21 protein-coding genes are annotated in these 23,585 nt (G+C 56.8%); 6 read left to right on the top strand and 15 right to left on the bottom strand.

Annotated features, from left to right (window positions below; genetic code table 11):
• Positions 1 to 49 precede the first annotated feature (49 nt).
• From bfr to CSAL_RS17325, 9 genes are all read right to left on the bottom strand, one after another.
• Complete coding sequence (bfr, locus tag CSAL_RS14670; RefSeq protein ID WP_011508191.1) at positions 50 to 529, bottom strand: bacterioferritin; 480 nt, start codon at positions 527 to 529, stop codon at positions 50 to 52.
• A gap of 334 nt (positions 530 to 863) precedes the next feature.
• The gene (locus CSAL_RS14675; protein ID WP_011508192.1) at positions 864 to 1,067 is read right to left on the bottom strand and encodes a (2Fe-2S)-binding protein; all 204 of its coding nucleotides are present in this window, start codon (positions 1,065 to 1,067) and stop codon (positions 864 to 866) included.
• 249 nt (positions 1,068 to 1,316) lie between these two features.
• Positions 1,317 to 1,895 carry a GNAT family N-acetyltransferase gene (locus CSAL_RS14680; protein WP_011508193.1) on the bottom strand — a complete coding sequence of 193 codons (579 nt, stop codon included), beginning with the start codon at positions 1,893 to 1,895 and terminating at the stop codon, positions 1,317 to 1,319.
• Positions 1,896 to 1,979: 84 nt separating this feature from the next.
• Positions 1,980 to 2,600, bottom strand: coding sequence for a LysE family translocator (locus CSAL_RS14685; RefSeq protein ID WP_011508194.1), 621 nt, complete (start codon positions 2,598 to 2,600; stop codon positions 1,980 to 1,982).
• Between the two features lie 536 nt (positions 2,601 to 3,136).
• Entirely contained in the window at positions 3,137 to 3,970 is an 834-nt protein-coding gene (locus CSAL_RS14695) for a pPIWI-associating nuclease domain-containing protein (RefSeq protein WP_050934548.1), read from the bottom strand.
• Between the two features lie 113 nt (positions 3,971 to 4,083).
• Positions 4,084 to 4,908 (bottom strand): hypothetical protein, encoded by an 825-nt coding sequence (locus CSAL_RS14700; RefSeq protein WP_011508197.1) that lies wholly within the window; start codon positions 4,906 to 4,908, stop codon positions 4,084 to 4,086.
• Positions 4,909 to 4,994: 86 nt separating this feature from the next.
• Positions 4,995 to 6,437, bottom strand: coding sequence for a DUF2971 domain-containing protein (locus CSAL_RS17320; RefSeq protein WP_011508198.1), 1,443 nt, complete (start codon positions 6,435 to 6,437; stop codon positions 4,995 to 4,997).
• 113 nt (positions 6,438 to 6,550) lie between these two features.
• A complete protein-coding gene (locus CSAL_RS17515; RefSeq protein ID WP_148266837.1) occupies positions 6,551 to 7,144 on the bottom strand; it encodes a hypothetical protein in 594 nt (197 codons plus the stop codon).
• Between the two features lie 95 nt (positions 7,145 to 7,239).
• Positions 7,240 to 8,712 (bottom strand): KAP family P-loop NTPase fold protein, encoded by a 1,473-nt coding sequence (locus tag CSAL_RS17325; protein ID WP_083831115.1) that lies wholly within the window; start codon positions 8,710 to 8,712, stop codon positions 7,240 to 7,242.
• Positions 8,713 to 8,899: 187 nt separating this feature from the next.
• Between CSAL_RS17325 and CSAL_RS14705 the strand changes: the two genes are divergently transcribed.
• Complete coding sequence (locus tag CSAL_RS14705) at positions 8,900 to 9,541, top strand: hypothetical protein (RefSeq protein WP_011508199.1); 642 nt, start codon at positions 8,900 to 8,902, stop codon at positions 9,539 to 9,541.
• Between the two features lie 78 nt (positions 9,542 to 9,619).
• On the opposite strand, the gene CSAL_RS17520 is transcribed toward CSAL_RS14705, so the two are convergent.
• Both CSAL_RS17520 and CSAL_RS14715 read right to left on the bottom strand, forming a co-directional pair.
• Positions 9,620 to 10,534 (bottom strand): hypothetical protein, encoded by a 915-nt coding sequence (locus tag CSAL_RS17520; RefSeq protein ID WP_148266838.1) that lies wholly within the window; start codon positions 10,532 to 10,534, stop codon positions 9,620 to 9,622.
• Positions 10,535 to 11,060: 526 nt separating this feature from the next.
• A complete protein-coding gene (locus CSAL_RS14715) occupies positions 11,061 to 11,708 on the bottom strand; it encodes a TetR/AcrR family transcriptional regulator (protein WP_011508201.1) in 648 nt (215 codons plus the stop codon).
• A 113-nt stretch (positions 11,709 to 11,821) separates the two neighbouring features.
• On the opposite strand from CSAL_RS14715, the gene fabF reads away from it, so the two are divergent.
• Complete coding sequence (gene fabF / locus CSAL_RS14720) at positions 11,822 to 13,087, top strand: beta-ketoacyl-ACP synthase II (protein ID WP_011508202.1); 1,266 nt, start codon at positions 11,822 to 11,824, stop codon at positions 13,085 to 13,087.
• Positions 13,088 to 13,238: 151 nt separating this feature from the next.
• Here the strand turns inward: fabF and adhP are convergent, their stop codons facing one another.
• Both adhP and exaC read right to left on the bottom strand, forming a co-directional pair.
• A complete protein-coding gene (gene adhP / locus CSAL_RS14725) occupies positions 13,239 to 14,267 on the bottom strand; it encodes an alcohol dehydrogenase AdhP (protein WP_011508203.1) in 1,029 nt (342 codons plus the stop codon).
• A 133-nt stretch (positions 14,268 to 14,400) separates the two neighbouring features.
• Positions 14,401 to 15,921 carry an acetaldehyde dehydrogenase ExaC gene (exaC, locus tag CSAL_RS14730; protein ID WP_011508204.1) on the bottom strand — a complete coding sequence of 507 codons (1,521 nt, stop codon included), beginning with the start codon at positions 15,919 to 15,921 and terminating at the stop codon, positions 14,401 to 14,403.
• Positions 15,922 to 16,187: 266 nt separating this feature from the next.
• Between exaC and CSAL_RS14735 the strand changes: the two genes are divergently transcribed.
• Both CSAL_RS14735 and CSAL_RS14740 read left to right on the top strand, forming a co-directional pair.
• Positions 16,188 to 17,144 carry an AraC family transcriptional regulator gene (locus tag CSAL_RS14735; protein ID WP_011508205.1) on the top strand — a complete coding sequence of 319 codons (957 nt, stop codon included), beginning with the start codon at positions 16,188 to 16,190 and terminating at the stop codon, positions 17,142 to 17,144.
• A gap of 239 nt (positions 17,145 to 17,383) precedes the next feature.
• A complete protein-coding gene (locus CSAL_RS14740) occupies positions 17,384 to 18,190 on the top strand; it encodes a hypothetical protein (RefSeq protein WP_011508206.1) in 807 nt (268 codons plus the stop codon).
• A 142-nt stretch (positions 18,191 to 18,332) separates the two neighbouring features.
• Here the strand turns inward: CSAL_RS14740 and lptG are convergent, their stop codons facing one another.
• Together lptG and lptF are read right to left on the bottom strand one after the other, a co-directional pair.
• The gene (gene lptG, locus CSAL_RS14745) at positions 18,333 to 19,397 is read right to left on the bottom strand and encodes an LPS export ABC transporter permease LptG (RefSeq protein WP_011508207.1); all 1,065 of its coding nucleotides are present in this window, start codon (positions 19,395 to 19,397) and stop codon (positions 18,333 to 18,335) included.
• Entirely contained in the window at positions 19,394 to 20,476 is a 1,083-nt protein-coding gene (lptF, locus tag CSAL_RS14750; protein ID WP_110062031.1) for an LPS export ABC transporter permease LptF, read from the bottom strand. Before lptF ends, lptG begins: the two co-directional genes overlap by 4 nt.
• Positions 20,477 to 20,684: 208 nt before the next feature.
• Between lptF and CSAL_RS14755 the strand changes: the two genes are divergently transcribed.
• Together CSAL_RS14755 and CSAL_RS14760 are read left to right on the top strand one after the other, a co-directional pair.
• The gene (locus CSAL_RS14755) at positions 20,685 to 22,208 is read left to right on the top strand and encodes a leucyl aminopeptidase (protein WP_011508209.1); all 1,524 of its coding nucleotides are present in this window, start codon (positions 20,685 to 20,687) and stop codon (positions 22,206 to 22,208) included.
• Positions 22,209 to 22,422: 214 nt separating this feature from the next.
• The gene (locus CSAL_RS14760; RefSeq protein ID WP_011508210.1) at positions 22,423 to 23,523 is read left to right on the top strand and encodes a branched-chain amino acid aminotransferase; all 1,101 of its coding nucleotides are present in this window, start codon (positions 22,423 to 22,425) and stop codon (positions 23,521 to 23,523) included.
• Positions 23,524 to 23,585: the final 62 nt, after the last annotated feature.

A 23,585-nucleotide genomic window follows, 5' to 3' on the forward strand; every position in this document is an offset into this window, starting at 1 on the left:
GATGCCCGCCAATTGGCGGGCATCTGGTATCGGCATGGCAGCGACGCGATCACTCGTCGTCGGCGCTCATCTGCTGCTGCAGGTAGTTCTGGATACCTACCTTGTCGATCAGGCCGAGTTCGGTCTCGATCGTGTCGATGTGTTCTTCTTCATCGTTGAGGATGCGGCGGAACAGGTCACGGCTGACGTAGTCGCGCACTTCCTCGCAATAGGCGATGGCGTCGACCAGGTCCTGCCAGCCGGTCTTCTCGATGGCGAGATCGCACTCGAGCATTTCCTTGGTGTTCTCGCCGATGTGCAGCTTGCCCAGATCCTGCAGGTTGGGAATGCCCTCGAGGAACAGGATGCGCTCGATCAGCTCGTCGGCATGGCGCATCTCTTCGATGGATTCGTCGTATTCCCACTTGGCCAGCTTGGCCAGTCCCCAGTCCTTGTACATCTTGGCATGCAAGAAGTACTGGTTGATGGCGACCAGCTCATTGCCCAGTGCGGTGTTGAGGTGCTGAACGACCTTGGCATCACCTTTCATCGTCACGTCTCCCTTGCAGATTAATGTGGTTGTACGGCGATGGCGATTCGCGAATCATAGCTCGCCATCGCCGTCATGGGATACAGGGAGTATCGACTATTTCGCCGAAAAAGTCGAATAAAGACAGGATCTTGCCGCGAAAACGGCGCATTTGTTAAGGATTGGAAATAACAGGCGAGAACGATTGCCACTCCGCTCTCGCCCCACGCACGCCGCAACGCCCCGCCCGGACACGAAAACGCCGCCATCCAACAGGATGGCGGCGCGGAAAAACGGCAGCGCGCGATGCAGCTTGCTTGCCCAAGGCAGGTCTCGCTTCTCGACTGAAAAGCGCCTAGACGGCGTAGGCGAGATCCTCGCTCGGCATCATTTCCTGGGTGATGGCATCACGCGTGATGGCCTTGGCCGTGCAGGCGCAGCGGCCACACTGAGTCGCACACTCGGTGCGCTCGCGCACTTCACGCCAGCTACGCGCGCCGTCTTCAACGGCCTCGCGAATGGCATTGTCGGTCACGCCTCGGCATATGCACACGTACATTCCATCACCTCGCTGATCGCTATGATAGTGAATGTAAATGATTCGCATAAAGACTTTCAACCCCCAATCACTATCTTTTCGCTCGGCGGGCGCTCGACTTTCGGCTAACGTGCCGGTAAGTGGCTGAAAGGTGGGGCTAAACGGAGAATTGCCGGGTGGGTGGGGGTGGAAGGGATTGGGAGGCTTTTGTCGCCTCAACAACACGTGGCGCCCCCTTGGCTTGAGGAGGGAAAGGTGTGGGGGATAACGCTATGCACGGCGGCTTGTCAGGTGCTGCGCTTCATCAAGCGAGAATTCCGATGCCAGCATCGAGTAGATGGCATGATCGACATACCTGCCGTATAGGTACTCGCGCTCACGAAGCACCCCTTCAAGCGTAAAGCCCAAGCGCTCTGGGATGGCACGGCTGCTTCCATTGTCCGTGGCGCATGCCACCTCGATTCGATTCAAGCCGTACTCCTGAAAGCCCGTGCCGATCAGCGCCTTCACCGACGAGGTCATGATCCCTTTACCCGTATAAGCCTGACTTAACCAATACCCGATGCCACCGATCTTGTTCGTAACATCGAAGGGGTGAAACCCGCACACGCCACACATGGTCGCCTTATGGAAAACCGCATACTGCGGCCCCTTGCCGGCTTCACGCTGGCTGATAGCCGAGTTAACGAAGGATTCGGTATCCGTTGGAGACGTGTTCGCATCAATCCAGGGCAACCACTCCCGCAGGTGCTCTCGATTCGTATCCACGAGCTGAAACAGCTCATCCACGTGCTTCTTGTCGAGCAGTTGCAGTTCAATGGCTTCACTAATGAGCAATTCGTTCTCCATATGGCACCGCCGGTGGCCTTGGCCTTATAAAGCGAAGTGACGATCTGTCAGGGACGGGACGTCTGCCTGACGCGGCTGGCTAGTTCACTCACGACGAGCCAGTAGCAGCCCAATCCCCGCGCTTCCAAGAAACCCAGCACAGATCCTATTGAACAATTGACGCATTGCCGGACGAGAAAACCAGTGGCGCAACACCTTTCCGAAAACGGCGTAGGTACCTATAGCGATCCATTCAAGCATCAGAAACAGAGCACCCAAGATCAAGAACTGAAGCCCTATTGAACCTGAAGGATCGACAAATTGAGGCAGAAAGGCCGTAAAAATCAAAATGGCCTTTGGGTTACCAGCCGCTAAAAGAAACTCCTGTCTCGCCAGTTGAAGCAGCCCTTTACCCGCCGATGAGCCTACCCCGCCGTCAGTTGGGTCTGCAGTCCAAAGCTGGAAAGCCAGCCAAAGCAGGTACAATCCGCCGACTACCTTTATAGCCAGGAATAACTTCTCAGACTTATGCAGCACTGTTGCCAAGCCAGTAGCTGCAAGAGTAATCATACCCACAAAAGCAACAAGCCGACCAATGCCAGCACAGCAGGCCACCTTAACCCCATAACATTTCGCATTCGCCATTGAAAGAAGGTTATTCGGTCCAGGAGCTATATTTAAAGCAAAGCTCGCTGGTACGAACAAAAGGATCGTCGATAAGGTCATGGCTGACTCTCCTTTAAGAGCTAACGTTCGACATGAGCGTCAGCTGCAAGCAGGCCAAACCTGTTCAACCTCGCTGCAAGCTATCCGCGCGATGGAAGGGTTAGGCATTGCATTCGACAAAAAAGTTAGCTACGAAGTACATCAGGCTACCCATTGGAGAGAATCTCTTCAGAGATGTTGTCAACAGTGATGGGATTGTCAAGATACGTGACTGACGGCTCTGTGCCGTACTTCCCTCGGACGAAAGCCTTCCAACTTTCTGTGTACATGGCCTCCGCCTCAGAACAAGAGTTCCAGAGATAAACTCCACCGACCGTACTCCCATCTTCCCACATAACGTAATGCTTACGGAGGAGACCAGATGCGCCTTGATACTTGGGTGCTGTGCTTAGGAAGATCTCTCTTGCTTCTTCACGACTAACGGGCTTCGGCAACCGAAACTTGGTAATGGCAATGATCATTCTAGTTTTCCTCCACAACGCCTGCGTAATAGGCGCGAGCTTGCGAGCGTCCTAATTGACGCGCTTGTTAATCTGCTACTCATAGAAACTTCTGTTGTCCAAGTACATACCTTGTTCGTAAAAATAAAGTTCTTCTACTTTTTCTATTTTGGAAACAAGGCAAAAAGAAAAAGGAACATCATGACTCATTGATACGCCGTCATGTTTAGACCCGTAATTTAATTCACACTCTACGCAACCTTCGCCTTCAAAGATAATGAATTCCGGCTCCACCCGTGAAAGCCAGTACCCTTCTATGTTTATACCTTCCACGATTGTCTGACCAGATAACTCTATAAGTGCCTCATGCGATTCAAACATGAGCTTGTCGAAGACAACATCATGAATCTCCCTCTCTATTTCTTCTGTAATATGACTCTTTATATCGGAGAGTGTGGAAAGTATTGCAGAAAAAGTAACCGCAAGATCTTTCAAAAACGAAAAAGATTTTTGTGGAGACAACCCTTTGTATTTTTCGCTTATATGAGTGTATTGATTGAGCTTTCTGTAAAGCTTTACGTATTCCTTTATGAATTCATCGACTTCCTCTCCTACCCAGTCAGGAAGAACAGTGTCAACAAAATATCCTTGCGCACAGAATTTTAGCTGCTGCTTGCGCGTAACTTCATAATCTTCACTTTCCTTTGAGTACCACTTGGCTTTTTTGACATCTTCCGTTGGCGCCAGCCTATCAACCACTTTAGTTAGAAGCTCTCGAATCACGAAGGCAAAATTATTAAACCTAATCGGATTACCCATGCTGCAATAATTTCTGAGTGCAGCAGTGTATATCTCCTTCTCAAAGTCACTTTCTAAATGAGAGTAGAGCTGGGCCACCTCTGGAATCAATCTCAACTTCTTTAACTTCATGCTCGATCCATCATGGCAACTTAACGCTGAGCACAGCGGCGACCTTGGAGTGGCGACGAAGGAGCCACGCAAAGGGCGTCCGTCGGCCACCGGCCGCGTACTGCTGCGACTTGTTATGTGGACGTGTTTCCGTAAACCAGGCATCTGAGCTCTTGGTCAATCTGACTTACAAAGTCAGCCGAGCTGCGGGCTAAATCCATGATCTGCGTCTTCGTAATTTCGCGTCGGTTACCATCTTTATCTAGACCATTTCGGTGAACGCAGTCATGTCTTATCAGAACTGCCTGAAATAGCCAGGGAATATCCGGGAACTCGATGCCTAACACATCTTTAAACATTGGCTTAATTTTACGCAAATCATGAAAAATCAAAGCCTTCAGATATTTGCCTACCGTTATTCGGAGGCCTTCCCATTGGGTGAAAATTTCTTTCAGTGAGAATTTCTGCTTGGCCAACTCTGGATCAGACTCAACTAGCCTTTGAATCAACTCTTCAGAGTTTAGAACGGCATGTATGAAAGCGCTGGATAAATATGCTTCTACAGCAGTTACTGTTTGAACATAAAGCATATTTCTCAATGTCCGATCCGCATGCGCTGGCACAGAAGTTTCCGCCAACGCCACGACGCCCTGAATGACCTCAGTAAACTCTTCAAATTGCTGGGTAGATTGAATGATCCAGGAGACATCATCCTCTTCAGGCAGGTCTCGGACGTCAAACGAAAGATCAACAGCCCCGGCGACAGTCACATCGGCAGCGCAGTAGGTATTCGAGACTTCTACATCAAAGTCCTTGCCACACCCATCGCAGATTGCCGAATCAAAATACTCTGTTCTGCTATCGCTGTGTTGCTCCGCCATCAGGTCAGGAGGCGGTACGGGTAGCGTTTCTTCGATGACAGCGCCACAGGGACAGTAGAAATGGATATCAACTTCCATGATTACTCACCATGAGTGCCAAATAACGCCTGCATTTGCGGCTGGTTTGGAGCGCAGCGTAGAACCAGTCCGACAACATGCGTTTGTTACACATTGCCGGAAAACTTAACCAGACTCATTTCAACGCTTTTAATACAATTTTCATCAGCACAATAATATGCCTGATAAAACTTAAAATCGCTCCTAGAGTGTTTATTACATTTATCCTCGATTATCTTAATCGTCTTAAGCTTATCTTCTTCTTTGGTATTGATACCAAAAATTATTCCTTTTAAAGAAGAGAAATCATAGGTCAAAGTTCTTCTATCTTTCTCTGAAAGATCCGTGATGCTACTGTGCAGAATCAGCCTATATTCGTTCTCATACTCCCAGTCTTTTGACTTAACTGTCAGACCCCGAATGAAATTTGACCAGTAGTTCGATCTCCAAGCATCTTCATCAACATTCATTTTATTGGCGCAGACACTTGTATTTCCGGCTTCATCCATATACCACATGGTATTTAGAACCGGTATGGGAAGGCTTCCTATCGATGTAAAAAAGTCTATCTCTCCAAACCCCTTTTTATAGTCTATGGGGTGAAACTCCATCGCTTTATCTCCATATATTGGCCCGGAGCTTCCCCAGCCTGTAATTCCGTTAAGCTTTATATATGATCGATCATTGATATTTTCCGAATCGAAAATTAGGCACATGCCAGTATGATTGTTCCCATAGTGCCCCCAAACTGATGAATTTTTACACTCAGACATGAAGCAGGATGTGTACCACTTAGGAAAGGTAATTTCCTCAAGGCGATTCAAATAGAGTGACGGAAAGTCTATCATCAACAAATTCTTATTTGGCTTGCTACTAGAAATAGTTCCGTTGTGCTTATGTATCAAATTTGACTGCTGTTTTATGTGACTTTTTGCTTTAAATAGTTCATTGACAATAACCTGGTCAGCTTCGCCATCGGTAATTGATTTTTCTAAAAGACCTACAAAGTCATTGGATACAACACCACTAATTCCAGCAAAAGCCTTGTCGTCTATCCTATTGCCTTCTTGAGAAAGGTTTTCCTCAATATAGACATCAAAGATCAATTTTAGAGCAGGGATATGCATGCAGTCGTAATAAAAGGCAAGCTCTTCTCTTCTAATTGGTGTACTTCTTTTGGAAATGGCCAAAATTAGAGCTGAAACATACTTGTTTTCTAAAAATCGAGCCTTAATTTTTCTGAAGAGGTTTTTATAGGAATCAGTAGGAAGATCGTCTGTACTGCCAAATACTGGAATATGGTCGGCATCTATTTTGTTATCTTCTCCAGATATGAGAAGCAAGCTAGAAATTCTCTCTAAACAAAAGACATAATGAGCAAAAAGGTTCTTCCAAGCAATTAAGTCACCTCTCCAATAGATATCCCTATAACCTTCCATAGGGTCATTTAATTGCTCGGGCCGTGCGAAATATATTGTTTGCTTTTCAAGCTCACTATATCCGTCTAGCAAGTTATTGGTAGAACGGAATCTATAGAAGCTTTTTCCCATTACTCAAATTCCTAATGCTTTATTGTGTAACGCCCGGCTCTGGGGCTGCATGAAGCGAAGCATAATGCAGTCCCTAGCAGCTAATTATTATGTCCAATTGATTGCTTATGATGTTAGAATTTTTCACCCTTAGAGGCATCGTTAAGATAGTACTTTTCACCTGTTAAAATACTTCTGTAAACAGCTTGCAGGTATGTCGAAAGGTTATTAGCCGAGTTTTTCAGTTCATTATCGGCAAGCTCTCTAAGAGTTTTATAATTCAATAGCTCAGATAGTGATTCTTCAGATATTTCTGCATACGGACCATTAGTTGAATCACTACCACACCTGCCTATCAGCTTCGCGATCTTTTCCAAGCCTGATTCTTCGCTTAGCCATCGGCTGAAAACTTTTTCGGCTTTCTCTTTAGACGCCCGATAAAAGGCGAAATAGATATGTGAAGCATGAACAGAGTCTACAAGATCTGCTTCAAGTAACTGCATCATTACCAAGTCGGACCAGCGGTCTATATATTCTTCGCTATTATCTTTTGATAGCCACTGTTCTTGCTTTAATCTAGGATCGTCCGTCGCTATCTTTCCTGTTTGCAACAACAATCGACGCGTTATGTCTGCGGTAATCGGAAGTGCTTGTGGCTCTCTAAGAAAGTCGAAAAGTAAATCCTCTTTTTTATCTGTATTCTCAATGACCGAAAATGTCAACCACATTATGTTCCGATAAGGATCAAAACCAAAAAGACCATGTACTTCGTCTTCAAATCCTTTTAAATAATCCGAATTAAGAAAGACGTTGTATATGGACTTTAAAGAAAGAATCGCATCATCTTGCTTAGCTTTTCTATATTCTGATTCAGAAGCTCGAACAACCTTTCAACAAAATCTTCATCGATTGCCTTTCTCAAATACTCTTCACGATTGATGGTTCCGCTTAGGAATGAAACTATCTCCGTATCTGATACCAAACCAGGGGGAACTTGATAGTGGAGAGCCGTGTATAATCGTTTCTCTGATGCCACTCGACCACACTGATCATAATCGGAGCCGTACATTGAATACCCGGCTTCGTCGAGAAGTGGAAATAATTCTTTGAGGATTCCCCTTATATAAGGTGCATCTTTTTCAGGAGAACAGGCAAGGACGGCCTCTCGTTTATCCTTACTTTTTTCTATAATCTCTTCCCGTTTTTCAAAAGAAAGGTCGTCATCGAACTTTCGACCAACGTAAAATTCAGGGGAGTCTTTTATGGATTGATATGTTTCGTGGCTTTTTATTGCCAAAATGGAAAGGCAATACAAGTCGGTAAAGCACACCTTGCCTTCGGTCTGAGCTAGTACAAATCGCAAATGATTGAAGATCCGTTTTAGCTCACGTGGGCTTCGTATGAGATGTTTAGTATACTGATGATACAAATAGCTTAATCTCTCTTGGTCACGTTCAAAGCTGTCAGTTAAAGATTTGTCTGATAAATTTCGAAGCTCAATATTGGCCAAGTTCTGAAGATCACGATGGGCTATAATAGGTAAAGGGATTCTTAACTGAACTACTTTATCTATATACTGGCTAGAATTATCGATGCCCTGCTTTTCAAGTGAACTCGCAAGATAAGACGGATCAAAAGACAATAAAAATGATGTCCCGGGGAAATCAGCTACGGCCTTTACCAATCTAATCACTTGAAATGCTTCATCTGGCGTCAATCTATCAATGTCATCAATAACGACGACTATTGATACTCCCAGATTTTCTAAAATACTATTTATCTTTTTCTTTCTGCCAAGCAGGTCAAGCTCTTTTAGCTTACTAATTTCCTTTGCAGCGCCACCAACCGCACCAAAAACTCCTTGAACAGTTGAAGCCCATGGCTCCACGCCAGGAATGAATTTCATCGCGTTAAATAATTTCGAGTACGCTAATAACTCCTTAGAGGCCCTCAACCCTTCTTTTGGTCTATCAGGGATATTGAGCTGCGCAGAAAACTGAACCAAAAAATCTTGTACTAAAGTCTCTGCTTTCCCTGCCAGCCATGGGTTGTACTCTACAATAACAGGGCTATTTTCTAGTTCTAATAACGTTTTTTTTACAAGGTTAATTACAGAGGTTTTTCCATAGCCCCAATCGCCTTCAAGAGATACCGTCATGCAGTCATCACCAGGGGCTACTTGAAGTACGCTCGCTAAACGCTCAGAAAACGCCTTTCTACTTAAAAGGTCGGGACTTTTCTCTTCTCCACTAATAGGCTGATCATTATGGTAACTTCCCATGTATTTACCCTTCATATTCCTGTCTTCTAGAGCGAAAAATAGCAATGACCTCGGCGGACATAACGCAGACGGTAACCGGCGCCGAAGCGCAGCGGAGGGAACCAAAAGCGCCACGCTTTTGGCGTCCGGTTGACCAATTTGTTGGGCTAATTCCTTTTCGAGCGGGCTCTTTCCACGGGTGGGCAATGGCGATATTTCGGCTATGCATATTGCTTATCTTTCGCCATTTCGGCAAGATCTCGGGGCATCGTATTCATTTGATTTAAAAGGATATAATTTCGTGCTTGTCAGGCTTATTGCTTCCGGTGTTTCAGCTATCGCATTTATCGGTTATTCGATTTATGAGGCATTGAATGGTGACCCAATAAATACAGCAATCATATTGCTAACCGGTGTGCTTTTTATTTTGGCAATACTGTTTGGCCCATTCTCGCTTATAGAACGCAAGGAGATTTCGGCACTTATTACAGGCCTCATAACTATCCTTTCTATCTTCAATGCCTTCATGGCAAGTGATGCAACGGATTCCGATAAGATAGACCAGAACATTGACCTATTCCAGCAGGCCTTAAAGGTGAAATATTGCCCCACCGACATTCAGCCAAATGAATCCGAGAGAGCAAAATTTCACGCACTGAAGGATATTCTTGTAAAACAATGTGGGCTTCAGAACCGTCAAAACATCAACAGCTTGGCTGTAGATGCAGCTAAAGCACGATACCTCGATCCTATTAGCGGGCTCGCAGACAACATACACTCAGAATTTATCAAAGATGAGCCCGTCACATGTCTGTCGATAGCAATGCGCATGAACGAAATTTGCTCAGGCAAATTCCAACTATGAGCCCAACGCCTGCAGCATGCGCGCCCATGGAATGGAGCCGAAGGCGCAATGTAATGGGCGTCGCCGTGCCTGCATTGGTTATGCATTTTGAGATGCTACTGGCGAAAATCCCGCTCGGATGATGTCAACAATCTGTGACGCCCATGCTTTGTACTTAAGACGCTCAGGACTGCCTGATCTTTGCTTTTTCTGAGACACAGAAACTCTAATGTTGCTTTGGATGTTGACAACACCCTGGCTCAGATCTCGCTGGTCCAACCTTAGATTAGAGCCAATGTAGGATGGAACGGCAAAACTCATTCCATCTTCAACCTCAAAATCGATTTCTATTCGAATGTGAGGGTTCTCAAAAATTAGATTTTCACCATTACTCGAAATAGCTGTATTCGGCGGTAATGTAAGACCATTAGTTATACCCACACTTTCAGAAATATCGAAATCGTCCACGTCTATCTTCAGAGCGTTCTCCATCTGCGGGACAGAGTAGTAAGAGTTATGGCCAGCACCTTCCTCAGAGTTGTTGAACTGAACCTGCCTTTTCCCCCTGAAAGTTTTTACGCCTGGATTCCAGTCGGGGTATTCGGACAACAAATGCCCGACCACAGACACCCTCAAGAATTCAACGAGATTCTTTTGGAAGACCGCGCTTTCATCGTCAGACAATTGCGGGAGACCGGCTTTTTCACTTATTCTCGCAAGATTCAGTGACGAACTTAACTTTTCTTGATTAAATACGACAAAGTTGGATTTCGTCAGCAACTCTGAGTAGACATCGACGCAGTTCGGCGTAAGTATCAGATGTGGCTGAACGACATGAGTACTGTCCTCATTCTTCAACGAAAACCCGAGATTAAGAGAAAACATCACAAATGCCGCAGCTAGTGCTGTGTAAGAAAATACCAGGTCTTTGGCATTAACGTTTTTTCCAACGATAGCAACACCAATCCAAACGATAGCGATGAATAGTGCAATCATTGGTGCAACAAAGCCCATGAAACTTACACCTTTCAAAAGACTAGCTCCTTAATGCATAACAGGTATTAGATAGCGCGCTCGTTTTGCCACTTTAACGAGCGCGCGCGTTCAAGAAATCTTATCAAGCCCGCCTTTTTACACCTAACCCATTGATTTCGCATTGTGCTAAGTATAATTCGGCGCGTTATGCAGGGTTCGCGTGCTTGCGAGCTATGCTGGGGCTGAGACTGAGGCGTTATCGTACACGCACCGTGAAGACTTGCTGCTACTGGATACGTTATCTTGTTTTTCTATCGGCATGTACTGAGAAAAGTTTTATCGGCGTGCGGGGCCTGTTGGGTGAGGGCAGGATCTTCAGGAACGCTACCGCCCCTACCTGTGCATGGGGCGATGAGCGGTTGTCATCCATGCGGTAGTCCCAGCGTAATGGTTTATCACCGGCTTTCTTAAGTAGCCTTTGCTGTACCGTAACCAGACGTTACGTGGAGAGCAATGCCCACGAAAGCATTAGGGGGAACGGCGGTTCACGCTGGTGGTACTGGAGCTACCGGCTGACGTCGCCCAGCATGCTGTCCAGTTCGTCCTGGTCGACGCCGAGCATCTGCAGGATGTTGCGCTGGGCGGCTTCGAGGATGTGCTGGCGCTCTTGCTCGCCGGGCAGGCTCTTGGCGAGGGCCACGGCGCCCACCAGGGAGGCGAGAATCACGCGCGACTTGTCGGCGATGACATCGCGGTCGGGTTCGAAGGGGAGTTTCTTGAGGCGGCTGAGGGCGATGAGGCGGGTTTCCAGCATCTTCTTCATGCGCAGGTAGGAGGCTTCGAAGAGCGTGCGAACCTCGGCGTTCTCGTTGCCGATTTCGTTGAACAGCACAGTCTCCGGCCCTGGTTGGTGCTTGCGTTCCAGCTCCTGAAGATTCCAGCAGTTGGAGACCAGTTCCGTGAGGTGCTTCACCGAAAGCGGCCCCTTGACCAGTCTGGCCGCGCGGCTGCTTTCCAGGGTTTCTCGCACCGAGGCGTGGTAGAGCGCTTCCTTGGAGGCGAAGTGGGCATAAAAGGCGCCGTGGGTCATCTTGGCCAGTTTCATGATCTGGCCGATGGAGACCTTCTCGAATCCTTGGCGGCTGAACAGCTCGACGGCCGAGTTGAGGATTCGCTCACGCGATCTGGCCTTGCGATTCGTCGAGTCGGACATGGCGACCTCACGCTGCTGCTCAGAATAGGTGCTGAATACACGCTGAATATTATCTTGATCATATCAAGCCCGGTGCTAGCGTGGCGTAAACTCCAACAGTTCAGGACACTCGCATGTCATCACCGCTCGTTATCACCGGCATGGGCATGGTCAGTCCCCTTGGTTGCGGCGTCAACGCCAACTGGGAGCGCCTGCTGGCCGGCCGCTCCGGCGTTTCCTCTATCACGCGCTTCGAGACCGGCGAGCTGCCGATCAAGGTCGCGGGTACGGTCCCCGGTAGGGAGAGCGACCCGGAAGCGGGCTTCGACCCCGATCGCGTGGCCGATGCAAAAGAACGTCGCAAGATGGAGCTGTTCAGCCTTTATGCCATGGCCGCCGCCGAAGAGGCGCTGACCCAGGCGAACTGGTTTCCATCGAGCGATGAGGACCGGTTGGCCACCGCCACCATCGTGGGCTCCGGCATCGGCGGCTTCCCGACCATCACCCAGGCGCAGAACACGCTTTCGACACGCGGCTATCGCCGACTCTCGCCGTTCACCGTGCCGGCCTTTTTGGCCAACCTGGCGGCGGGCAATGTGTCGATTCGCTATGGCCTGCGCGGGCCGCTGGGCTGCCCGGTCACGGCCTGCGCGGCGGGGGTGCAGGCCATCGGCGATGGCATGCGCCTGATCCGCAGCGGCGAGGCCGAAGTGGCCCTGGTGGGTGGCGCCGAGGCCTGTATCGACCCGCTCTCGCTGGCCAGCTTCCATGCCATGAAGGCGCTCTCCACCGAGCAGGCGGCGCCTGCCAAGGCGTCGCGGCCTTTCGATCAGGCCCGTAACGGCTTCGTCATGGGCGAAGGCGCGGGGCTCCTGGTGATCGAGACCCTGGCCCACGCCGAGGCGCGCGGGGCGACACCACTGGCTTTTCTCAGCGGCTATGGCACCAGCGCGGATGCCCATCACATCACGGCCGGACCGGAAGATGGCGCCGGGGCCGCGGCGGCCATTCGGGCCGCGCTGCGGATGGCGGGACTCGCCCCCGAGGCCATCGATCACATCAACGCCCACGCCACCTCGACCCCGGTCGGCGACCGGGCGGAAATCGCCGCGCTGCGCAACGCGTTCGGTGACGCTCTGCCTGGCATTCCGATCTCCGCCACCAAGTCGGCCACCGGGCACCTGCTCGGTGCCGCCGGCGGTGTGGAGAGCATCTTCTCGGCCCTGGCGGCCATCCAGGATCGCCTGCCCCCGACCCTGAATCTGGAACACGCCGACGCGGACCTGAGCGATCTGGACCTCGTCCCTGGCGAGGCGCGCGAGCATCGCTGCCGGCACGTGCTGTGCAACGGGTTCGGCTTCGGCGGGGTGAATGCCGCGCTGATCGTCAGCAAGGCCTGAGCCCTTTTCGGACTCGGTCCAGGCACTTGTCGGATCAGGCTCAGCCATCACCCACAAAAATGCCGCTTCCGAGGAAGCGGCAAAGCATGAGTCGGACGCGACTCAGTTACGTGGAAGCCAGTACGTGGCAGCGGTCTCGAAACGTGGCGGCTCAGCCCGTCATGTCCAGCACGATCCGCCCTTCGATCTTGCCGTCGAGCATGCGCTGGAAGACGTCATTGATGTTTTCCAGCTTCTCGGTGGCGATGGTGGCCTCGACCTTGCCTTGACCGGCGAAATCGAGCGCTTCCTGAAGGTCTTGTCGAGTGCCGACGATGGAGCCGCGCACGGTGATGCCGTTGAGCACCGTATCGAAGATCGGCAGCGGGAAGTCGCCCGGCGGCAGGCCATTGAGCACCAGGGTGCCGCCGCGACGCAGCATGCGCTGGGCCTGATCGAAGGCCTTGGGCGACACGGCAGTGACCAGCGCGCCATGAGCCCCGCCGATCTCGCGCTTGAGGGTCTCGGCCGGATCGGCCTTCGAGGCATTGACGACGACGGTGGCTCCCAGGCGTTCGGCCAGCGCCAGCTTGCCGTCATCGATATCCACCGCCGCCACGTTGAAGCCCATGGCCCTGGCGTATTGCACCGCCATGTGGCCGAGACCGCCGATCCCCGAGATCACCACCCACTGCCCAGGGCGGGCGTCGGTCATCTTGAGCCCTTTGTAGACCGTCACGCCGGCACACAGCACCGGCGCGATCTCCAGGAAGTCGACGTTGTCGGGCAGCCGCCCCACGTAGTTGGCATCGGCCAGGGTGTAGTCGGCGAAACCGCCGTTCACCGAGTAGCCGGTATTCTGCTGCGACTCGCACAGGGTCTCCCAGCCCCCCAGGCAGTGCTCGCAATGGCCGCAGGTCGAATAGAGCCACGGCACGCCGACACGGTCGCCCTCCTTGACGTGCTTGACGCCCTCGCCCACCGCCACGATATGGCCGACGCCCTCGTGGCCGGGGATGAAGGGTGGGCTGGGCTTGACCGGCCAGTCACCGTGGGCGGCATGCAGATCGGTGTGGCACACGCCCGAGGCGGCCACCTCGACCAGAATTTCCCCCTGCTGCGGTCGCGGGGTCGCGACTTCCTCGATCACCAGCGGTTCGCCGAATTGGCGGACCACGGCAGCTTTCATCGTCTTGTCCATTGTCGTTTCTCCTCGGTCGGCGGGCAGCCGAACGCCGCGCGCCTTCGAGTTCGCCGAAGCCGTGATGGAGCGATGACTCCACTATTGATGAAACGGGAATGCCGTTCGGGGCAGTGCCCCGAACGGCTCAGGCTCAATAAAGCCCCATCGGGTCGTGGCTGTAGGAGACCAGCACGCACTTCACCTGCTGATAGTGGTCGAGCATCAGCTTGTGGGTCTCGCGGCCGATGCCCGATTTCTTGTAGCCCCCGAAGGCGGCATGCGCGGGGTACTGGTGGTAGCAGTTGGTCCACACGCGCCCGGCCTGAATGCCGCGTCCCAGGCGGTAGGCACGGTTCATGTCCTGCGTCCAGACCCCGGCGCCCAGCCCGAACTGGGTATCGTTGGCGATGGCCAGTGCTTCTTCCTCGTCACGGAAGGTGGTGATGGCGAGCGTCGGGCCGAAGATCTCCTCCTGGAAGACGCGCATGTCGTTGCGGCCCTTGAGCATGGTCGGCTGCACGTAGAAGCCTCCCGCCAGCTCGCCCTCGAGCGTGGCCTTGCCGCCGCCCAGCAGGCACTCGGCACCCTCTTCGCGGCCGATGTCCATGTACGAGAGGATCTTGTCGAACTGCTCCTTGGAGACCTGGGCGCCGATCTGCGTCTCGGTGTCCAGCGGATTGCCCTGGCGGATGGTCTTGGCGCGTTCGATGGCGCGGGCCATGAACTCGTCGTAGATCGACTCGTGGACCAGTGCGCGGGAGGGGCAGGTGCACACTTCGCCCTGGTTGAAGAAGGTCATCAACAGGCCTTCGATGCACTTCTCGGCGAAGGCTTCGCCGTGCGAGAGCACATCCTCGAAGTACAGGTTGGGCGACTTGCCGCCCAGTTCCAGCGTGGCAGGGACGATCCGCTTGGCGGCGTTGGCCATGATCTTGCTGCCCACCGGGGTCGAGCCGGTGAAGGCGAGCTTGGCGATGCCCTCGTGGGTCGCCAGGGCTTCGCCGGCCTCCTCGCCCAGCCCGTGCACCACGTTGATCACGCCGGCCGGCACCAGGTCGGCGATGAGCTCGAGGAAGACATTGATCGAGGCCGGTGTCTGCTCGGCGGGCTTGAGCACCGTGCAATTGCCGGCGGCCAGTGCGGGCGCCAGCTTCCACGCCGCCATGAGGATGGGGAAGTTCCAGGGGATGATCTGGCCCACCACGCCGTAGGGCTCGTGGTAGTGATAGGCGACGGTGTGCTCGTCGATCTCGCTGATGGTGCCTTCCTGGGCACGCAGGCACCCGGCGAAATAGCGGAAGTGATCGGCCACCAGCGGGATGTCAGCGCCGCTGGTTTCGCGGATCGGCTTGCCGTTGTCCCAGGTTTCGGCCACGGCGAGCTTCTCGATGTTCTGCTCGACCCGGTCAGCGATCTTGAGCAGCACATTGGCGCGCTCGGCGGGCGGCGTCTTGCCCCAGGCGGGTGCGGCCTTCTGCGCGGCTTTCACCGCATGGTCGATATCCGCCGCGGAGGAACGCGGCACCTGGCAGAAGACCTCGCCGGTCACAGGCGTGATGTTGTCCAGATAGCGGCCGTCGGCGGGGGCGACCCACTCGCCGCCGATGAAGTTCTCGTAACGCGACTTGAAGTCGACGACGGCACCCGGGGTGCCGGGACGTGCGTGAATCATGGCGTGTCTCCTTGAGCGAATGCGCATGGCCCCGTCGTCTCATTCGCTGCGGCGCTGGGCCGCGTGGAATGGGCGGGTGTCATGAATGGGTGGGCAGCATGTGATGAGTGCCCGCGCATCGCTTTCAGCATGGCGCGTCCCAGCGGCGCCGACTTGCCTGCCAGTCTCCGACGTTTGTCTGCCAGTCTCAGACCTCGACTTTGCCTACACTGCAGGGTAGGCGTGATCGTCACGCCCCTGCCGTCGGTGCCGTCGAGGAGTTCGCCATGCATGCCGTTCCGCCGTCCGATTCCCTGACGCCTCGCGTCCCGTCGCCCGGTACGCTCGAGCGTCTGACGGACACGCCGCGCACGCGGCGCCTGATCGAGAACCGCATCTGCTATGCCGGCCCGCATGCGGAACTGTCGGTCTACGACACCTGGTGGCCCGCGCGGGACGTCGCGCTGAGCGCCGAGCGCGTGCTGTATTGCGGCATGCTCAAAGGACGCAAGGTGATGCATGGCGCGACCGAGGAACCGGAGACCTTCCTGCCGGGCGAGAGCTTCGTCCTGGCGCCGTATCAGGAAGTGCGCATCGATTTCCCCGAGGCACGCCCGGATGCGCCCACCACCTGCATGACCATCGACCTCGATCCGGCGCGCGTGCACGCCCTCAGCGAACGCCTCAACCAGTCGCATCCCCGCGATAAAGAGCTCGGCGAATGGCATTACGCGCCGCGCGCCCTGCACGTACCGCATGGCCCGTCCACGCAGTCCCTCATCGAGCGCCTGATGGGACTGTTCCGCGAAAACCATCCCGACCGCGATGCCCTGATCGGCCTGGGCATCGACGAACTCATCGTGCGCCTCCTGCGCACCCAGTCACGCGAACTGCTGCTCGCCGACGCCCGGCAGACCCCGCCGCGCCATGGCCTGGCGGCCGCGCTGGCGTGGCTGGAACGCCATCCCGAGCAGCCGCTCGACGGCGCCCAGTTGGCCCGCGAAGCCTGCATGAGCAAGGCGCGTCTGTACCGGCTGTTCCAGCGCGAGGTCGGCTGCACACCGGGGGAATATCAGCAGCGCCTGCGCCTGGCGCGTGCCCGTCAGTGGCTGCGCGACGCCGACGCGCCCATCACCGAGATCTGCTATTCGCTCGGTTATCGCAGCCTCAGCCACTTCACGCGGCGCTTCAAGGCCGCCTACGGCCTGACGCCCGGCGACTACCGGCGTCTGCTCATTGCCTGAGCCCGGTGAGTGCCCCCTGTATCGGCACTCGCTTGATCAAGGGACTTGCATTTCCATGCACGGCCGCTAGGATAGATAACGTTTTATTATCCCATCCCCGGTAATAAAAAATTCCTCGTGATACCCCGCACGTGGTAATCAAAGGGTGTCACGCGGAATTCGTCGACGGGGGGAACCGTTCGCGCCGTGAGGCGCAATGCCCATGCGCGCAAAAGCACGCACACAGCAAGAGAGACCCCATGACGTTACGTCACGCCGAAAGCGGCGATGCTTCACGCCTCGACCTTGATCTCACGCCTTTTCAAAAAGACGGCCAGTGCTATGGCGATTACCACCGCCTGCCGCTCGACCCTATGCTCAAGCGCCTTCACGTACAGGCGCGTCGCGCCGGCCTGGCGGATGCCTCGCTGGAAACCCGCGACCTGATGAGCCACATGGCGCTGGACGAGGACCATATCGTCACCCAGGAAATCTCCGGACGCGTGTGGCGCTACAACGTCGGCTACTCCGAGACGCCGAGCCAGCTCGAACCGGCGCTCGATGCCTTCAACGAGCGCATGCTCGAGGAACCGCTGCCCAGCGCGCTGGCACGCCTCACCGAGTCCTGGGTCTACATGCCCGGCCAGCTCGATGCCGGCAACGCCCAGCGCACCGAAGTGCTGTGGATGGACAAGCCTGCCCGGGCGCGCTATCGCCTCGAACAGGTCCAGCACTGGTTTCGCACGCTGCGCGACAACTCAGAGCGCCTGGAGGGCGATTGGCTGGCCTGGCACTTGACCCATCTGCCGCTGACCCAGGCCCCGGTCATCGACAGCGTGGATGCCTTCGGCAAGCTCGCACGTCTCGACCTCGGCGAGCGTCAGGCACTCGGCCCGCTGGACTTCACCCGCTATCAACATGGCGTGTGCCAGGAAGGCATGGGGCTGGCGATCACTCACCTGCCCCGCCGCCTGGATGCCCTCGCGACGCTCGACGACGCCCTGGTGATGCATCGCGGCCAGGTGGAGAACGTGCTGGCACGGCTCGACCGCGCGCTCGCGGACTGAGCGCTTTTCGACGAGCGCCGTCTGAAACGTCGCAAGCGCGACACACCTCACTGAACGCACAACGCCCCCGGTGCCGAATACGGCGCCGGGGGCGTTGCGTCATGTCGCGCGGCTGGTGTCGAGCGAGTCGACGGCCGGGCGATCAGCCGGTGCGTCGGAGCAGGACGATCCCCAGCACGTAGCACGCCACGGTGGGCACCAGCACCGCGAAGATCGGGGAGAAGCCGAACAGCATCGAGGCCGGGGCCAGCAGATCCTGCAGGTACTTGAACGAGACCCCCACGATGATGCCGTAGAAGACGCGCGTGCCGGCGGCGACGGTGCGCAGCGGGCCGAACACGAACGACGCGGCGACCAGCATCAGGCCCGCCAGGGTGAACGGCAGCAGCATCTTCTGCCAGAAGTACAGCAGCGGCTGCGTGGCCTCGAGCCCCTGGTTGCCCAGATAACTGGCGTAGCGCCACAGGTCGCTGGGCGACTGGCTCTCCAGAGGGCGCAGCAGGCGATTGAGCTGGGCGGGGGTAAACGAGGTCTCCCAGGCCTGGCGCGGCTGGCTGTCGACCACGGTACGGCCGTCCTCGAAGCGGGTCGTGTCGACATTGACCCACTGCCAGCTGCCGTCCTCCCAGACCGCGCGGTCGGCATGCGTGGCGCTGACCAGCTGCGTGCCGTCGAAGTGATAGCGCGTGACATCGATGACCACGTCGTCCGCGCGGATGGTGCCGAAGCGATAGAAGTCATCGCCCTCGCGCTGCCAGCCGCCGCGTTCGGAGAGGATCGCGCCCTCGCCCTCGAGCTGCTCCAGGCGCCAGGCTTCCGCGTACTGCTCGGTCACCGGGCTGACCCATTCGCTGATCGCCATGGTCACGATGATCACCAGCCCCAGCGGCTTCATGGCCCCCCACAGGATACGCGCCAGCGAGCGCCCGGAGGCACGCATCACCGTCAGTTCGTTGCTGGAGGCCATGCTGCCCAGGCCGATCAACGCACCGATCAACACCCCCACCGGGGCGTACTGATAGAACCGCCACGGCAGGCGCATCAGCAGATACAGCAGGACATCCAGCGCCCCGTAGTCGCCCTCGACGTCGCCGAGATCGTTGATGTAGGAAATGACCAGGTCCAGCCCCAGGATCATCACCTGCACGACCAGCATGGCCGCCAGCACGTTGCGGGCGATGTAGCGATCGAAACGGTCGAAGATCATGTCCGGCCTCCCCGGCGCTGGTCACGGCGTGTCATCCAGACTCCCAACAGCAGGTATCCCAGGTGAATCGGCCACATGCCGATGGTCGGCGCCAGCGAGCCACGCGCGATGGCGTCCTGGGCCGCCAGCAACAGGCTCAAGTAACTGATGTGCAGGAAGATCGCCGGCAGCAGCTTGGCGAAGCGCCCCTGCCGTGGGTTGACCCGCGACAGCGGCAGGGCCAGCAGGGTGAGAATCGGCACCATCAACGGCATCGACAGCCGCCACTGCAGGTTCGCCCAGGCCTCGCTGCCGCCGCGTTCGAGCAGTTGTGGCGTCGAGGTCAGCTCGGCCGCCTGCAGATCGACCCGCTCGCTGGCCTGCGACAGACGCACCGCGTAGGTGTCGAACTGCACGCGCTCGGCGACGTGATTGCCCGGCTCGACGCTGTAACGCTCGCCGTCGGTGAGTACCAGAAAGCGGCTGCCGGTGTCGTCGTCGACAGTCTGGTAGCCCCCGTCGGCGCGCGTGACCACCGTCTCCGGCGTGCCGTCGCTGCGCGGCTGGCGCTCGCTGATGAACACGCTTTCCATGCGCGAGCGGTCGTCGTTGAGGCTCTCGGTGTAGGCGGTGCGTCCGCTGCCGAACTCCTGAAAGCGCCCCGGCTGCAGCACCGAGAAGTCGAGCCGGCTCTTCTGCTCCTCGAGCACCATTTCGTTGTGGCGAGCGCCGTTCGGCGTCAGCCACAGGCTGCACAACGCCACCAGCAGGGCAACGAGCAACGCCGGCCACAGCGTCACCCGCAGCAGACGGTTGGGACTGATCCCGCAGGCGACCAGCACGGTGATTTCGCTGTTCAGATACAGCTGCCCGAACGCCAGAAGAATGCCCAGAAAGAACGACAGCGGCAGCACCAGCTCCATGAAGCCGGGCAGGTGATAGAGCATCAGGGTGCCCAGTATGCTGGCGGGAATGTCCCCCTGGGCGGCATCGCCGAAGTAGCGGATGAAGCGACTGCCCATGATCACCAGCAGCAGCACGCCGGCCACGGCGGCCATGGTGGCGAGGATCTCGCGTGTCAGATAGCGGAATACGATCAAACGTCTTCTCCCGGGTCGGCTCCCTGGTCCACGCGGCCCCTTGGCGAACCGCGTGCAGCCTTCGACCACCCTCCCCATGCATTGCGTTCCGGCTTTGCGTACACTGGAGTACGTTCAGCGCCGGCATCCTTGTCGGCATTATCCAGAATCCCCGGACACTTGTCTCGCCACGAGACAGGTCATGTCAGCCCAGTCGTTTGGAGACGCCATGGAATTCCCCGTACTCACCGTCAATCCGGCCAAAATCGAAACGGCATGTCTGGTCGTGCCGGTCTTCAAGGATGGTGACCTGCTACCCGCGGCGGACAAGCTCGACGACGCCAGCGAACGCCTGATCGGCCAACTGCTCGACCGGGGCGACTTCGAGCCCAGCCTCGGCAACGTGCAGCTGATCCCGTTCGCGCCCGGCCTCGGCGCCGAGCGCCTGCTGCTCGTCGGTCTCGGCGAGCGCGCCAAGTGCGGCGAGAGCCAGCTCATCAAGGCCCTGGATGCCGCGTTCGGTGCCATCGCCAAGCTGCCGCTGGATGACGTGGCGGCGACCTTCACCGACGTGCCCGTCGGCGAGCGCGACACCGCCTGGAAGGCCCGCGTGACGCTGGAGGCCGCGCACCGTGCCTGCTACCGCTTCGACGAGTTCAAGTCGGAGCCCGCACCAGCGCCGCGCCTCTCCAGCCTGACGCTGCTGGTCGGCGACGAGGACCAGGCCGCCCAGGCCGAGCTCGGCGCGCGCGTGGGCGCGGCCGTCGGCGAAGGGGTCTCCCTGACCCGTACGCTGGGCAACCTGCCCGGCAATGTCTGCACGCCGCGCTATCTCGCCGACCAGGCCCAGCGTCTGGCCGATGGCGCCGACGGTGCGCTGAACGTCGAGATCCTCGACGAGGATGCGCTGGAAGCACTGGGCGCCAATGCCCTGCTCGCGGTCGGCCAGGGCAGCGCGGAGCCCTCGCGGCTGATCGTCATGGAATATCGCGGCGCCGAGGACCCGGAAGAAGCGCCGCACATCCTGGTCGGCAAGGGCATCACCTTCGACTCCGGCGGCATCTCGCTCAAGCCGGGGGCCGGCATGGACGAGATGAAGTTCGACATGTGCGGCGCCGCCAGCGTCTTCGGCACCATGAAGACGGTGCTCGGGCTCAAGCCCAGGATCAATGTCATCGGCGTGGTAGCAAGTGCCGAGAACATGCCCGACGGCCGCGCCATCAAGCCCGGCGACATCGTCAAGACACTCAAGGGGCTCAACGTCGAGATCCTCAACACCGACGCCGAAGGACGGATGGTGCTGTGCGACGCGCTGAGCTATGTCGAGCGTTTCAAGCCCGCCAGCGTGGTGGACATCGCCACCCTGACCGGTGCCGCGATCATCGCGCTTGGTCATCATGCCTCTGGGCTTCTGTCCAACGACGACGACCTGGCGCTCGACCTGCTCGACGCCGGCGAGAACGCCTGGGACCGCGCCTGGCACCTGCCGCTGTGGGACGAGTACCAGAGCCAGCTGGACTCCAACTTCGCCGACCTGGCTCATATCGGCGGTCGCCCCGCCGGTACCATCACGGCAGCCTGCTTCCTGTCACGCTTCGCCGATGCCTATCCGTGGGCGCACCTGGACATCGCCGGCACCGCCTGGGCCTCGGGCGACAAGAAAGGCGCCAGCGGGCGGCCGGTGGGGCTGCTGACCCAGTACTTGCTCGACCGCGAAACCGAAGCCGCCGAGACGCGTCCCAGCGTCGAGTGATGCTTCGCAGGCAACTATTTGCATGCTAACGTAAACCTCAGGCGTGTCGGACTTTCCCCCTCCGACGCGCCTGTGTCATTCTCGGCGTCCGTGCGGCCGCCGGAGGTGACGATTTTTGCACCCGCGTTCTTCGCCGATGGCGCGCAACGTCAACGCGGTATTGCCCAGCGCAGGCATTTTGTAGACCCCCTCTTGGATGCAACGGAGAACTTCAGTGACCACTTCAGGCTTCGACCTACGGCCTAACGCCCACCCCACGGATGCCGCCCTGCGCGAGACGATTCTCGAGAATCCCGGCTTCGGGCGTCACTTCAGCGACCACATGGCCCACATTCGCTGGACGGTCGATGCCGGCTGGCACGGCCACGAAGTCCGCCCCTACGGGCCGCTGACGCTGGACCCCGCGGCGGCCGTGCTGCACTACGCCCAGGAGATCTTCGAAGGCATCAAGGCCTATCGGCATGCCGACGGCTCGGTGTGGACCTTCCGCCCCGAGAAGAACGCCGAGCGTTTCCGTGCCTCCGCGCGTCGCCTGGCGCTGCCGGAACTCTCCGACGAGGACTTCATCGGGTCGCTCAGGGCGCTGCTCGCCCAGGACAACGCCTGGGTGCCGACGCCGGCCAGCGCCGCCGAAGAATCCAGCCTCTACCTGCGTCCGTTCATGATCGCCAGCGAGACCTTCCTGGGCGTGCGTCCGTCCCATGAGGTCGACTACTACGTCATCGCCTCGCCGGCGGCGGCCTACTTCAAGGGCGGGGTCGACCCGGTCTCCATCTGGCTGTCCTCGCATTACAAGCGGGCCGCGCCGGGGGGCACGGGCTATGCCAAGTGCGGCGGCAACTACGCGGCTTCGCTGGCGGCCCAGAAGGAAGCCGAGGCCCACGGCTGCGCCCAGGTGGCCTTCCTCGACGCCGCCGAGAACAAGTGGATCGAGGAACTCGGCGGCATGAACCTGTTCTTCGTGTTCAAGGACGGGCGCATCGTCACGCCCAAGCTGACCGGCACCATCCTCGAAGGCGTCACCCGCGACTCCATCCTGGAGCTCGCCAAGGACCAGGGCCTGACGCCCGAGGAACGCCACATCAGCATCGACGAGTGGCGTGCCGGCGCAGCCTCCGGCGAGATCACCGAGGTCTTCGCCTGCGGCACCGCCGCCGTCATCACCCCGGTCGGCGAGCTGCGCAGCGAAGACGAGAACATTCGCCTCAAGGCGGACAGCGGTGGCGAGGTCGGCAAGCGCCTGCGCAAGGAACTCCTCGACCTGCAGTACGGCCGCAGCGAGGACACGCGCAACTGGCTGACGCGTCTGGCCTGACGCACCCGCGCACGACGGCACGGCCCGGCCGTGCCGTCCCCTTTTCCACGGCAAGGAGGTCA

It is taken from the genome of Chromohalobacter israelensis DSM 3043, assembly GCF_000055785.1.
Taxonomy (GTDB): Bacteria; Pseudomonadota; Gammaproteobacteria; order Pseudomonadales; family Halomonadaceae; genus Chromohalobacter; species Chromohalobacter israelensis.